The 12,913-nt window shown below is 59.7% G+C and carries 9 protein-coding genes and 2 pseudogenes; 5 read left to right on the top strand and 6 right to left on the bottom strand.

What is annotated here, in order from left to right; all coding sequences use genetic code 11:
• Nucleotides 1–74: 74 nt before the first annotated feature.
• The 3 genes from ACM6IT_RS27925 to ACM6IT_RS27935 form a co-directional block, all read right to left on the bottom strand.
• The gene (locus ACM6IT_RS27925; RefSeq protein WP_414914492.1) at nucleotides 75–236 is read right to left on the bottom strand and encodes a DUF2986 domain-containing protein; all 162 of its coding nucleotides are present in this window, start codon (nucleotides 234–236) and stop codon (nucleotides 75–77) included.
• A gap of 150 nt (nucleotides 237–386) precedes the next feature.
• Nucleotides 387–2,825 (bottom strand): flavin-containing monooxygenase, encoded by a 2,439-nt coding sequence (locus ACM6IT_RS27930; protein WP_414919108.1) that lies wholly within the window; start codon nucleotides 2,823–2,825, stop codon nucleotides 387–389.
• Nucleotides 2,812–4,482, bottom strand: a complete 1,671-nt coding sequence (locus ACM6IT_RS27935) for a GMC family oxidoreductase (protein WP_414919109.1) — start codon at nucleotides 4,480–4,482, stop codon at nucleotides 2,812–2,814. Before ACM6IT_RS27935 ends, ACM6IT_RS27930 begins: the two co-directional genes overlap by 14 nt.
• A gap of 223 nt (nucleotides 4,483–4,705) precedes the next feature.
• Here ACM6IT_RS27935 and ACM6IT_RS27940 point away from each other — a divergent pair, with 223 nt between their 5' ends.
• Nucleotides 4,706–5,731, top strand: coding sequence for an AraC family transcriptional regulator (locus ACM6IT_RS27940; RefSeq protein WP_056725112.1), 1,026 nt, complete (start codon nucleotides 4,706–4,708; stop codon nucleotides 5,729–5,731).
• 70 nt (nucleotides 5,732–5,801) lie between these two features.
• On the opposite strand, the gene ACM6IT_RS27945 is transcribed toward ACM6IT_RS27940, so the two are convergent.
• The gene (locus ACM6IT_RS27945) at nucleotides 5,802–6,368 is read right to left on the bottom strand and encodes a nucleotidyltransferase family protein (protein WP_409079229.1); all 567 of its coding nucleotides are present in this window, start codon (nucleotides 6,366–6,368) and stop codon (nucleotides 5,802–5,804) included.
• A 228-nt stretch (nucleotides 6,369–6,596) separates the two neighbouring features.
• Between ACM6IT_RS27945 and ACM6IT_RS27950 the strand changes: the two genes are divergently transcribed.
• The 4 genes and pseudogenes from ACM6IT_RS27950 to ACM6IT_RS27965 all read left to right on the top strand — a co-directional run bounded on the left by ACM6IT_RS27950 (nucleotide 6,597) and on the right by ACM6IT_RS27965 (nucleotide 10,207).
• The gene (locus ACM6IT_RS27950) at nucleotides 6,597–7,934 is read left to right on the top strand and encodes an MFS transporter (protein ID WP_056724938.1); all 1,338 of its coding nucleotides are present in this window, start codon (nucleotides 6,597–6,599) and stop codon (nucleotides 7,932–7,934) included.
• Between the two features lie 314 nt (nucleotides 7,935–8,248).
• Nucleotides 8,249–8,557 (top strand): annotated as a pseudogene (locus ACM6IT_RS27955) (PAS domain-containing protein); the annotation flags it as partial.
• A 282-nt stretch (nucleotides 8,558–8,839) separates the two neighbouring features.
• Nucleotides 8,840–9,814, top strand: a pseudogene (locus ACM6IT_RS27960) (methyl-accepting chemotaxis protein); the annotation flags it as partial.
• A 99-nt stretch (nucleotides 9,815–9,913) separates the two neighbouring features.
• Nucleotides 9,914–10,207 carry a hypothetical protein gene (locus ACM6IT_RS27965; protein WP_414919110.1) on the top strand — a complete coding sequence of 98 codons (294 nt, stop codon included), beginning with the start codon at nucleotides 9,914–9,916 and terminating at the stop codon, nucleotides 10,205–10,207.
• Between the two features lie 196 nt (nucleotides 10,208–10,403).
• On the opposite strand, the gene ACM6IT_RS27970 is transcribed toward ACM6IT_RS27965, so the two are convergent.
• Both ACM6IT_RS27970 and potE read right to left on the bottom strand, forming a co-directional pair.
• A complete protein-coding gene (locus ACM6IT_RS27970) occupies nucleotides 10,404–11,309 on the bottom strand; it encodes an amino acid ABC transporter substrate-binding protein (protein ID WP_056724943.1) in 906 nt (301 codons plus the stop codon).
• 48 nt (nucleotides 11,310–11,357) lie between these two features.
• Complete coding sequence (potE, locus tag ACM6IT_RS27975) at nucleotides 11,358–12,698, bottom strand: putrescine-ornithine antiporter (protein ID WP_056724945.1); 1,341 nt, start codon at nucleotides 12,696–12,698, stop codon at nucleotides 11,358–11,360.
• Nucleotides 12,699–12,913: the final 215 nt, after the last annotated feature.

Here is a 12,913-nt window from a genome sequence, read left to right on the forward strand (position 1 = left end):
CTGGTCATTCAAAGCCGCGAAGCGTCTTCGACCTGGAGGAAGGGTTCGACCACGTCTACGCGGTCCGACCTGAATCAGCTCTCAGAGGCGATGGTTGACTCGTCAGTGGTTTGTGCAGCCAGCTTCAATCGGTCCGCTTTGCAAATGTATTTATCCTTGCTCTTCGGTGCCAGTTTGGCACTGGCCTTTTTGGCCTTAGCCTTGAACAGCTGCTTTAATTTCTTTTGACGATTCATTTTTTCTACTCGGTATGTCAGGCCTTGAATGATACCAGCTTAAGATATTGGCCCCATTGTGCCGTTACCGACCAGCGAGCAAGAACGCCCGATAAAACGCCGAAAAGCCCGCCACCCTAAAGAGAATGGCGGGCTTTTGTGTTTTTGGTTTTACGTCATTCCAGGCTTCGTGCGTGCCAGTTGCTCCCGGGCAAATGTGCCGAGGGTCTTCAACGCCTTGGCCGCCGAACGCAGGTAGAAGGCTTGCAACTGGAACACGTGCCAGCGTGCGGCATACACCTCCAGGCGGCAATTCACCCCGCAGTCAAGCGCATGCTCGGCCAATCGGGTGGCGTCAGACAACAACAGCTCATGGTCACCGACCTGGATCAACATCGGCGGCAGCCCTTGCAGGTCCACCTCAAGCGGACAGTCCATCACCTGCGTACCGGCATACCAGCCCAGCCCCTGCTCCAGCCAGCCGCGACGGATCATCGGATCCTGTTCGACCCGCGAGGCCATGGAAGCACCGCTCAGGCTTTCGTCAGCCACTGGCGACAACAGAAGCATGCCGGCGGCAAAATGCGGATGCAGATCACGCAGCTTGAGCGCCAGAGCCAACACCAGCGAGGCGCCCGCCGAATCACCGGCCAGGAAGATTCGGTCAGCGGCATACCCCTGAGCCCGTAGTGCCTCATAGCAAGCCAGCGCATCGTCCAATGCCGCCGGGCAAGGATGTTCTGGCGCGAGGCGATAATCAGCTACCCACACCGACATCCCCGAGGTCTTGGCCAAGCGGCTGGTGATGCTCCAATGTGTATCCGGCGAGCCAAGGCAGAACGCCCCGCCATGCAGGTACAGAATGACCCCGCCGTTTTCACCCTGCTTCGGTGCGACCACTTGCACGGGAACGCCGTTTGCCTGCTGACGATAACGAATCACGCCGCCAGTGCCAGGCATCAACCTGGACAATAGGCTCACGACCTTTCTCTGCGCTGGCGCAGCCAACCCAGGCCCGATCAGAGAGCGAAACGTGGTGCGCAAAAAAACCCTCAGGAATCCGGCGCTCAACGTTTCCGCCCAGTCGCGGGATTCGCCAACGGTCGCGCCGCCTTTAAACTCGCGTGTGAAGCGGTATGCATGCAACCCGGAAAACCGCGTCAGCCAGCGATAGCTCAAGGTGAACCCAGGCCAGTTGGTGCTGTTGTTGCCAGCGTCATCCACATACCAGCTCTTGCAGCCGTTCCACACCGTGTTGACCAGGCGCTGCCGGACCTGCCCATGAAAGCGCTCATACACGCTGGAGTCGACTTCCACGGTGTTGGCGCCGTTGCCCTTCATCGCGCGCCAACAGCGCATGACGTGGGCGATCTGGCTTTCCAGCATGTAGACAATCGAGTTGTGGCCCAGGTTGGTGTTGGGCCCATACAACATGAAGAAATTGGGGAATTGCGCAACCGTCAGCCCCAGATACGCGCGGGTGCCATCGCGCCAGGCATGGTTAAGGTCCACGCCATTGCGCCCGACGATACGCATTGGCGACAGAAACTCGGTGGCCGCGAACCCCGTGCCGTAGATGATCGCATCGACTTCATGCCGCTGGCCGTCAACGGTTTCAATGCCGCTTTCAGTGACTCGCGCAATGCCGTCGGTCACCAACTCCACGTTGGACCGGCTCATGGCCTTGAGGTAATCGCTCGACAGCAGGATACGCTTGCAGCCGTATGGATAATCCGGGGTCAGTTTATTGCGCAGTACCGGGTCCGGCACTTGCCCGGACAACAGTCGACGGAACGGAATTCCCACCGCCCACTTCATCAAGCCCTTGAATCGGGTGAACGCCAGCGCCCGGGACTCGTAGCGCATGTATATCGAGGCACGGTACGCGGTCATCATCCAGGGCACGTTGCGCAGCAATGATTTGGCCCGCTCCGAGTAAGCCCGATCCGGTCGAGGCATCAGGTACGCCGGCGAGCGCTGGAACACTTTCATGTGCCCGACAGTCCCGGCAATCGCCGGCACGAACTGAATGGCCGATGCACCGGTGCCGACCACCGCCACGCGTTTGCCAGCCAGCGAATAGCCGTGGTCCCAGGTCGCCGAGTGGAACACGTGTCCCTTGAAGGTTTCCATACCCGCCAGCTTCGGGAACGCCGGGCGACTCAACTGACCGGTGCCACTGATCAACAGCGATGCACTCAGGACGCTGCCATCCTGCTGAGTCACGTGCCACAGCGAGGTGCGTTCATCAAACTCGGCGGACACCACTTCGGCGCCGAAACGAATGTGCTTGTCCAGCCCGTACTTGTCAGCGCAATGCCGCAGATAGGCATGAATCTCGGCCTGGGGCGCGAACACCCTGCTCCAGTCCGGGTTCGGCTCAAACGAAAACGAATACAAGTGCGAAGGTACGTCGCACGCGGCACCGGGGTAACTGTTGTCCCGCCAGACACCGCCGACGTCCTGTTTCTTCTCCAGGATCACAAAGTCCTTCACACCGGCCTTTTGCAAGGCAACGGCCATGCCGATACCGGCAAAACCGCTGCCGATGATGATGGCGCTCAAGGCTGTTGCCGACTGACTGCCGGTTCCAACTTCATGCAACGACATAAGATGCCTCATTGTTGTTTTCAGTGGTGGCTGTCGTTTCAGTCCGGGCGGAGGAACACACCCGCCCAATACCGCGAATAAGATCAACGGCTTTCTCGGCGATCATGATGGTCGGTGCGTTGGTGTTGCCGCCGACCAGGGTAGGCATCACCGATGCGTCGACGATTCGCAGCCCTTGCAGACCGTGTACACGAAGTTGTGCGTCGACCACGGCCAGTGGGTCATCGCCCATGCGGCAAGTGCCCACCGGGTGATAGACACTGTCGGTACGACGACGCAGTACGGTGCGGATCTGCTCGTCGGTGTCGACCCCGTCGGTGTACAGGTCGCGGGTGATCCAGTTGGCCAGGGCCGGTGCCTGCATCAAACGGCGTGTCAGTCTGAATGCCGCGACCATGTCTTCCAGGTCCTGCGGGTCCTGAAGAAACGCCGGATCAATCAGCGGGGCCGCTTGCGGGTCTTTGCTGGCCAGAGATACGGTTCCGCGACTGCGCGGACGCAACAGGCAAACGTGGCACGACAACCCATGGCCCAGGCGCAACTTGCGCGCATGGTCCTCCACCGGAGCCACGACAAAATGCAATTGAATATCCGGTTTATCCAGCCCTTCGCGCGTCTTGAGAAACGCTCCGCCCTCGGCAAAATTCGAGGTCAGCATGCCTCGACGTTCCCGGCGAAAACGGCCGGCTTCCTTGAGCATTCTGGTACTGCCTGCAAGTGAAACACCCATGGCATCCAGGCTTGAGGTCTTGTAGACGAAAACGAAGTCCGGGTGGTCTTGCAGGTTCTGCCCGACACCAGGCAAGTCCTGCAAGAGCGGGATGCCGTGGCGTTGCAGTTCCTCTTTCGGCCCCACGCCCGACAACATCAACAGTTGCGGGGTCTGGAAAGCCCCGGCGGCGAGAATGACTTCCCGCCTGGCGCGCAGGGTGCGAACCAGGCCGTTTTGCAGCACCTCGACAGCCACGGCGCGAGTGCCTTCAAATAAGATGCGTTGCACCTGGGCCCGGGTTTCGACAGTCAGGTTGTTGCGCACGCCCACATACGGCAACAGATACGCCCGCGCCGCGCTGCAGCGCTCACCGTGCTTTTGCGTGACTTGATAGATGCCAACGCCTTCCTGTTCCTCACCGTTGAAGTCGTCGTTCAGCGGCAAACCGGACTCGCGGGCCGCCTCCAGAAAACGTTGCTGGAATGGATTGTCCGAACGCAAATCGCTGACCCACAACGGCCCGCCCCGCCCATGCAAGTGGTTGCCGATGCGCTCGTTGTGTTCGCTGCGACGGAAGTACGGCAAGACAGCCTTGAACCCCCAACCGGTATTGCCCAGGGCGGCCCAATGGTCGTAGTCCCATTGATGACCCCGCACGTAGATCATGGCGTTGATCGCAGAGGAACCTCCCAGTGCCTTACCCCTTGGCTGGTAGCCCTTGCGCCCTTCCAGCCCCATTTGCGGGACGGTGTCGAAGGCCCAGTTATTCACCGACGTCGGCACCATTGCCACCATCGCCGCCGGGATATTGACCAGGCTGGACTGCCCGCCACCACCGGCCTCGAGCAAACAGACACTGACGTCCGGATCTTCGCTTAGCCGACCGGCAACCACGCAACCACCGGAACCGCCGCCCACTACGATGTAATCGAAGGTCTTTTTCATTGTTGTTCTCCCTTGTGCAAGGCAGTGCGAGATTTGCGGGGTTACCCGACAACACACAATTGCGCCTCCAGGTTTTCGCCAGGTGCCGCAACGGCCTTTTATTGATGGTTAAACGACAAACCGTGCGCAAAGGATGGTGACGGCCATTGATAAAGAACCGAATGCTGGAATGGGACAATTGTTTTATTATTCGGGCCAACCTTTTCGCCACAGGCACATCGGCATGAGCTTTCGGGATTTTCTGCGTGGCCCGGCCAGCGCCTTGCTGCTGGTGGAGTTCGGTGTCGAAAAAGGCTTGGAGGCCAGCGCGATATTGGCCGGTTCGGGGCTGACGGCGGCGCAACTGGCCGACCCGAATCTGGAGCTGACTGCCGATCAGGAACTGCGGGTGACCGGCAATCTGTTGCAGTTGCTCGGTCATCCTCCGGGTCTTGGCTTCGAAGTCGGTGCACGCTACCACTTCTCGACCTACGGCCTGTTCGGTTACGGCCTGATCAGCAGCGCGACCACCGGGGATGCACTAGCCCTGGCACTGAGCTTTTTGCCACTGACCTACGCATTCACCGTGGTGACCTATGAAGAGCAAGGCAGTGAAGGTGTGCTGACTTTCGCCACGCCCGGGCTGGCACCCGACCTGCGGGATTTTCTGTTGGCCCGGGACATGGCTGCGGGGGCGCTGTTGCTCAAGGAACTGGGGGGCGATGACTTTTCGCTGTCGCGTTTCACGCTGCGCGCAGGTCCCGCTCACGAGTGCGATAACGACCGTTTGTTGGGGCTGGCGCCTGCCTACGCAGCCAGCAGCAACAGCCTGGCCTTTGATCGCTCATTCCTTGCGCGCCCCTTGCCACAAGCCAACGCCGTCACAGTGGGCATGTGCGAGCAGATGTGCACACAGTTGATGCAGCGGCGGATCGCCCGTTCCGGCATGACGGCGCTGGTCCAGCACTACCTGACCAGTACCGACAACACGCCACCGGACCTGTGCGCCATGGCCCGCCTGATCCACGTCAGCACACGCACCCTCAAGCGCCGCCTGCACGATGAAGGCACCACTTTCCGTGCCTTGCTGGCCGAGGCCCGCAGCCACAGTGCCATCGAAATGCTCAACGACGAACGCCTGAGCCTCACCGAGATTGCCGAGCGACTGGGTTTCAGCGACCTGTCGAGCTTTTCCCAGGCATTCAAGCGCTGGTATGGGGTAGCACCGAGTCATTTCTCGCTGCGAAAAAGTAGCAGCGGCGTGTGCTAAATGAGGCACCCGGTCGTTAAGGGGGGGCGTTTGAAGCCCGACGCGACCGGCAGCAATCGGCTCCCCCCATTCAACGTTGCTGTTCCACGATCCTGAGCCACGGCCAGCGAGCCTGATAACTTCTCGCCTTCTGATCGAACAGCTCTGGCTTGGGATTCTTTGGATTGATTCGAAGTAGTCCGTGCTCTGTGTCGGCCAGGCCGTTGGGCGCATAGACCTCGCCAGTTTCAATATCCAGGCCAATGCAGGTGCCGGCAACCAGGTAGCGGTCAATCCCGTCTTTGGCTGACTGAAGCCTTGGATAATCCCCGCCAAAGCGCTGGCCGTACCACAGGTGGACGCGAGCCTGATTCTTGATCTCAATGTTCACGTCGAGGTCCTGGAACAGACGCTGACCTGACTGGATAACCTCATTCTCAGCTTCCCACGACAGGTCATCATCGAAGTAAAAGACGTCGTAATCCTTCACACCCCACGCCGGCGGTCGCTGTGCCTGATGATTCCAGACGGCCTGGAACAGGCAACCGGCCGTGAGCAGGCATTGGTTCAAACCGAGCTCAGGCAAGCGAGCGGAAATTTCTGCGTTTACCGGGTTGGCCATTGCGATCCTGAGCAGGCTTTCGGCAGTCAATGTCATCTTCATCCCTTCTGATTGATCTGATCCCTGCGACCGACAATACCCCCAACGCTTTTCAAATTTGCGAAAAAGTCGGCCTTTTCCCTCCTTGGGCCAATCTGGCGCGAATCCTGCCTCATTCAACGGCATGAAGTCGGTACTGACTATGTGGGTGACACTTTTGAAGTGAGCCACCTCAGGGCCTGCCCCGATAATCGATAGCTTACTGACGAACAGTCGAGGTCAAGCATGACGAGCGCAACTATGGAACAAGTCAGCCCGCAAACGCTGAGAAGAGTGATTGTGGCCGCCGGCATCGGCAATTTCGTCGAATGGTTCGACTTTGCCGTCTACGGCTTTCTGGCCACGACCATCGCCCAGCAATTCTTCCCCAGCGGCGATGCCAGTGCCGCGCTGCTCAAGACCTTTGCGGTATTCGCCGTGGCCTTTGCGTTTCGGCCCCTTGGCGGGATTTTCTTCGGCATGCTGGGCGACAGGATCGGCCGCAAGCGCACCCTCGCGATGACCATCCTGCTGATGGCCGGCGCCACAACCTTGATCGGACTGTTGCCCACTTATGCGGCGATCGGGGTCATGGCGCCGATTCTTCTGTCCCTGATCCGTTGCGCCCAGGGTTTTTCCGCCGGGGGAGAATACGCAGGCGCCTGTGCCTACCTGATGGAGCATGCACCGAGTGATAAACGCGCCTGGTACGGCAGCTTCATTCCGGTCTCGACATTTTCCGCCTTCGCCGCGGCCGCCGTGGTGGCGTACGCGCTCGAGGCGTCATTGTCCGCCGAAGCGATGGGGAGCTGGGGCTGGCGCTTGCCGTTCCTGATTGCCGCGCCTCTGGGCCTGGTGGGGCTTTACCTGCGCTGGAAGCTCGATGAGACACCGGCATTCCAGGCAGTGACTCAGGAACATGCTGTCGCCCACTCCCCACTCAAGGAAACCTTGCGCAACCATGGTGCGGCGATCTGTTGCCTGGGCGCCTTTGTGTCACTCACGGCGCTTTCGTTTTACATGTTCACCACCTACTTCGCGACCTACCTGCAAGTCGCCGGAGGCCTGAGTCGCGCAACAGCCTTGCTGGTGTCCCTGATTGCATTGTTGTTCGCTGCGGCGATCTGCCCGCTGGCCGGGCTGTATTCGGACCGGGTCGGGCGTCGAATCACGGTGATGACGGCTTGCGCGCTGTTGATCGTGGTCGTGTATCCATCGTTCCTGATGGCCAGTTCCGGTTCGTTCGCCGCGTCCATCGTCGGCGTCATGCTCCTGGCGATTGGCGCGGTGTTGTGTGGCGTGGTCACCGCGGCCTTGCTCTCGGAAACCTTCCCTACCCGTACTCGATACACCGCCTCGGCTATCACCTACAACATGGCGTACACCCTGTTCGGCGGCACCGCGCCGCTGGTGGCAACGTGGCTGATCAGCACCACCGGCAGCAACCTGTCGCCGGCGTTCTACCTGATCGCGATTGCCTTGCTCGCATTGGCGGGCGGGCTGGCATTACCGGAGACTTCAAGAATTTCCCTGCATGACGTTGCGGCGCAGGAGAAAGCCGAGGGCGTGGGCGCATCGGCCTGAAAACACGAAACGAGCCGGCAGGCGTCATGTAAGCAGGGTTTCCATCAGCGGCCTCTGACTGCGATGCTCATTCGCGGCTCAGGGGCCACTCAAGTCGACGTCACGAGTGATTTCACATTGATATCGCCGATTTGTCATGAAATGAAAAGAAATTGTCGTCGAATGAAGGGTCGATAGCCTCCCCCGTCCATAAATTCCTCTTCAGGCCCGCGCGTTGAATCCCCCGATCTGACGCCCGGCCCGGCCGGCGCAATGCCTGGGCGCATTCCTGATTTATATGCTCAACATAATAATAATCCGAGGGGTCGCATTGTATGCGTGTGAATTTACCCGTAACCGAGCATGAAAGAGTTTTCCCCACCGAACAGCGATTGATCTCCACGACCGATCTGGACAGCCGAATCACCTACTGCAATGACGCCTTCGTTGCCATCAGCGGATTCACCTACGACGAACTGGTCGGGCAGACCCATAACCTGGTTCGACACCCCGATATGCCACCCGGGGTATTCGTGCATATGTGGCATACCATCAAGCAAGGCAAACCCTGGATGGGTATTGTGAAAAACCGCGCGAAAAATGGTGATTTCTACTGGGTCAGTGCCTACGTCACGCCCATCTATGAAAACGGACGCATGAGTGGTTACGAATCGGTCCGCTCGGTGCCCAGCCGCGACCAGGTCCGGCGGGCATCAGCGCTCTATTCCAGGATGCGGGCCGGCAAGCCGATCGTTGCGCGCAGCGCGCGGATATTCCGGCCACTCCGACAGGGATGGCCATTATTGATGGCTGGCGGAGTTTCACTGGTGGGTAGTCAGTGGCTACCTCAAACGGCGGCACAAGGGGTCCTGATCGCAAGCCTTGGTATTGCCTGGTACCTGATCGAGTCCCGAAATCGCAGGGCCATCGAGCGCACCCTGGCCGAGCATCCGAAAGCCTTTTCCGATCCGCTGGTCGCGCTCACCTACAGCGATAACCACGGCCCCCAGGGGCAATTGGACATGGCCATGCTTAGTGAGGAAGCGCGCCTGCAGACAGCCCTGAGCCGGTTGGTCGACGCCGGGGTCAATGTCAAGGCCAAGGCGGCGCAGTCATCGGAGCTTTCAGGTTCCCAGGCGCAGTCGCTGGATCGCCAGCGCAGTGAAACCGATCAGTCTGCCGCTGCCATTTCACAGATGGCCGCCACCATTCAGGAAGTCACGCAGAACGTCATCAGCACCGCACATGCCGCCTCGGAGGCTGACCAGTTGACCCGTGACGGCAGCGAGTTGGCCCGGCAAAGCCTGAGTGCCATGAAAACCATGCACGAGGCGGTCAACGAGATTGGCCAGGCGGTCAATGCATTGGCGAGCGAAACGCAATCGATCGGCAGTGTCGTGGATGTCATCACCTCCATTGCCGAACAGACCAACCTGCTGGCGCTCAATGCGGCCATCGAGGCGGCGCGGGCCGGTGAGCAAGGTCGCGGTTTTGCCGTGGTTGCCGACGAGGTGCGCTCCCTGGCCCAACGCACCCGCACCTCCACCGAACAGATCCACGGCATCATCGCTTCACTGTATGACGGTGCCGATCGCGCCGTTTCAACGGCCAATCGTGGCGAGCAGATTTCCCGCGAAAGCATGCAAAGTGTCGAGGCGGTGCAGTCGGCGTTGGTCGGCATCAGCCAGGCCGTCACCCGGATAACCGGCATGAGCCAGCAGATGGCCTCGGCGTCCGAAGAGCAAAGTCACGTGGCTGAAGATATCAATCAACAGATCACCCGCATTGCCCAACTGTGTGATCACAGCGCCGGGCAGGCCAAGCAAGGCGCCGCCATCAGCCAGGACCTGGAAGTCATGGCCGATTACCTGCACAGCCTGGCCGAACGTTTCAGCCGATAGCCATTGGCGCCTGTTGACCGTCTGGCATCCGGGCAACAGGCAGCCAACGGCCGATACCCGACATATGCTGGGGGTCGTCGGCGACGCTCAGCTCGCTGCATGATTTCGCAGTTGATTGGCGCTCAACAATTGCTGGATCCGCTGGTGCAATCCCGTCATTCAATCTCTGCGTTTATCAAGGCACTGACGTCGCAGGGTAAGGTTATTGATCTCCATGCAACTGACCGAGTAATCGTCATCATTATTATTTTTGGCCTTGTCCTTGGCCTTGCCGCAATTGCCATTGTCATTGCAATTGCCCTTCCCCTTTTGATCATTGCTGTTTTTCAAGCAGTTTCTGACATCACTTGCACTGCCCGCATCATCGCAATTGGAGCCCGCAAAGGAGATTGATGGCAAAGCCAGGGAGAATAGGAGTGTGCACACAGTGGCTGCGACGATTCGCATGATAAAGCTCCTGAGTAGTCTGCTACTTGCCTGCAGCAGTGCCTTGGACAGGCACTGGGTAACTGTAACAGGTCAGTTTGAGGCGGCTCGCCAACCTGCTCGATAACGGCCGCCCGCAAGCGGCCTTTGATTCTCGACGGCATCAGGGCAATGCATAGACCCTGAACAATCTCTTCACGGTAAGGTTGCTCCCGCCCAGATACTGGTCGTAGGCCTTTTCTATGTAGCCCGAGTAGTAGGCTTCACTCAGGGCCGTATCGACCAGCAAACGGAAGTCTTCGTCATTGCGATCCACGATCATCGCCACCGGCGAGTACTCGAAGATCCGGTCCAGGATCATCAGGTTCTTGTCGGCGCCTTCCTTGGCGATTTCGTTGCGCAGCAGCATGCGTTCGGAGAAGAACGCATCGGCCTTGCCCTCGGAGACCAGTTTGACGCCTTCGTCGTTGTTGGCCACGGTCACCAGCGAGGCAATCACGTTGAGCAGGCGCATCTGTTCGCGAATCCAGTCTTCGGTCACGCCCCCTTCCAGGGTCGCGTAGGTTTGGTTGGCCAGGCCGTTGTTGATGCTGGCGCGCCAGGTCGGGCCGGCATTGGCGACCTTGCCGTTGAGCACGTTGAGCAACGGCTCGCCGGCATCGTTGCGCACCACCACCGAGAGGCCGGCGGTGTAGACCGGTATGGAGTAGCTGATCATCTTGCGCCGTTCCAGGGTAGGCGCTGTCGGCGTGCAGAGGATATCGACCTTGCCCTGGCTCACGGCACTGACCTGGTCCGAAACCGTTACCGGCTGATAGTGCACTTGCAGGTCGGGCAGGCCCAGTTCGCTCTTGAGCTTGTCGGCGATTTTCAGGCACAGGTCGATGGCATAACCGCTGGCCTTGTCGCCCTCCTGCTTGCTGAAAGGGGCCAGGTCAGGCAGGTAGCCCAGGGTAAAGGTGTGGCTGCTGCGCACACGTTCGAGGGTATTGGCGCCGGCCACTAGCGGCAGCGTCGAGAGTGCGAAGGCGAGCAGCAGTCTGGTGGTTGTGGCAAATGGTACGTTCATGTCCGGTTTCCCCGTATGCAGATGTCTGTGCAGTCCTGTTGGCCACGCCTAAGGGTTTGCGACCCTGGCCTGGTTGGCCGCTGGCGCTTCGGTGAAGCGCTTGGCGAGGAATCCATAGAGCAGGTAGCCGACAGCGAGCACCAGGGTGCCGCCCATCACCGCATCCTTGCCGCAGGCATACAGGGCGTACAAGGAGTACGTTATGGCAATCAGCAAGACCACCAGGTTGCGCGAGTAAATGCCCGACGAGACCCCGGCCTTGTGCATGATCACCAGCAGGCCGGTCATCGCCGTTATGTAAGGGATCAGGTTGGTAACCGCCGCCAGGCTGACCAGTTTGCTGAACTGGGCGGCGGCATCCGGCGAGATGGTCGACAGGGCCATGAGGGTCTGCAGCACACCGCAGACAATCATGCCGACGACGGGCGCATTCATCGAGTTGACCTTGCTGAACAGCTTGAGGAACAGGTTCTGGTCAGCCGTCATCTTGGCCGTTTGCGCCAGGGTGAATTGCCAGCCCAGCAGCGAGCCGACACAGGCCATGACCGCCAGCGCCATGACGATATTGCCCACCATCGGGCTGAACATCGTGGCGTAGACCAACGCGAAAGGCGCCGAGGATTTGGCCAGTTCGTCATTGGGAATGATGCCCTGGATGACAGTCGTTGACAGCACATAGACCACGGCGGCACCGAGGGTGCCGAACAGGCAGGCCAGCGGCACATTGCGCTTGGGGTTTTCCACGGCATCGGTGGCCTGGGCCGCCGACTCCATGCCCAGGAAGGCCCACAGGGTCAGGGGGATGGCTTTGCCGATGGCTTCGGAAATCGGCAGGCTGTTGGGGTTCCAGGCAGCGGCCAACACATCGGACTTGAACCAGAACCAGCCGATGATGCTCAGGCCCGCGACCGGAATGATCACCCCCCACACCGTGAACGCGCCGATCTTGCCGGTGATGCCCGGGCCACCGAAGTTGGCGAAGGTGGTCAGCCAGATCAGCGAGATCGTGCCGACGCACAATGGAATGGCACCCGTGCCCAGCCAGGGCACGAAGGCGGTCATGTAGCCCACCGCCGAAATGGCCACGGCCACGTTGGCGATGGCCAGTGACAGGAAGTACAGGTAAGAACAGAGGAAAAAACCCGACTTTGAGTGGGCTTCTTCGGTGTACGCGGACAAACCGCCGGAGCGCGGACAGAAGACTCCGCACTGGGCAAAACAGTAGGCGATGGCCATCGAACCGATTGCCGTGAAGATCCATGACAGCAGCGAGACGGCACCCAATTGAGCCATGTTGGTGGGCAACATGATGATGCCCGAGCCCATCATGTTGACCGTTACCAGCGTCGTGAGCCCCATCAGGCCCATTTTCTTGCTTGAATCAGCCATCGCAAACTCCTTGCCTTTTTGCAGGGTTTTGAACCTGGGTCTGGCGACGTGCAACACGCGGCCGGACAGGGGCTAATGCTTACTGCTTGACCACATGAATCTTGTAGGCTGGACGCTTTTGAGCAGTACAGCATCAGGCCTTGATCACATACCCATACGCCCGGGTACGACCGCCTTCCTGCTTCAGGTACACCCCTTGCAACTCCGGCGTGAAG

It is taken from the genome of Pseudomonas sp. IT-P4 (assembly GCF_949767755.1).
GTDB lineage: Bacteria > Pseudomonadota > Gammaproteobacteria > Pseudomonadales > Pseudomonadaceae > Aquipseudomonas > Aquipseudomonas monachiensis.

Excerpts from the sequence above, each read along its gene's own strand:
- ACM6IT_RS27925 (WP_414914492.1), bottom strand. The coding sequence starts at position 236 with ATGAATCGTCAAAAGAAATTAAAGCAGCTGTTCAAGGCTAAGGCCAAA.
- ACM6IT_RS27930 (WP_414919108.1), bottom strand. The coding sequence starts at position 2,825 with ATGTCGTTGCATGAAGTTGGAACCGGCAGTCAGTCGGCAACAGCCTTG.
- ACM6IT_RS27935 (WP_414919109.1), bottom strand. The coding sequence starts at position 4,482 with ATGAAAAAGACCTTCGATTACATCGTAGTGGGCGGCGGTTCCGGTGGT.
- ACM6IT_RS27940 (WP_056725112.1), top strand. The coding sequence starts at position 4,706 with ATGAGCTTTCGGGATTTTCTGCGTGGCCCGGCCAGCGCCTTGCTGCTG.
- ACM6IT_RS27945 (WP_409079229.1), bottom strand. The coding sequence starts at position 6,368 with ATGACATTGACTGCCGAAAGCCTGCTCAGGATCGCAATGGCCAACCCG.
- ACM6IT_RS27950 (WP_056724938.1), top strand. The coding sequence starts at position 6,597 with ATGACGAGCGCAACTATGGAACAAGTCAGCCCGCAAACGCTGAGAAGA.
- ACM6IT_RS27965 (WP_414919110.1), top strand. The coding sequence starts at position 9,914 with ATGATTTCGCAGTTGATTGGCGCTCAACAATTGCTGGATCCGCTGGTG.
- ACM6IT_RS27970 (WP_056724943.1), bottom strand. The coding sequence starts at position 11,309 with ATGAACGTACCATTTGCCACAACCACCAGACTGCTGCTCGCCTTCGCA.
- potE (WP_056724945.1), bottom strand. The coding sequence starts at position 12,698 with ATGGCTGATTCAAGCAAGAAAATGGGCCTGATGGGGCTCACGACGCTG.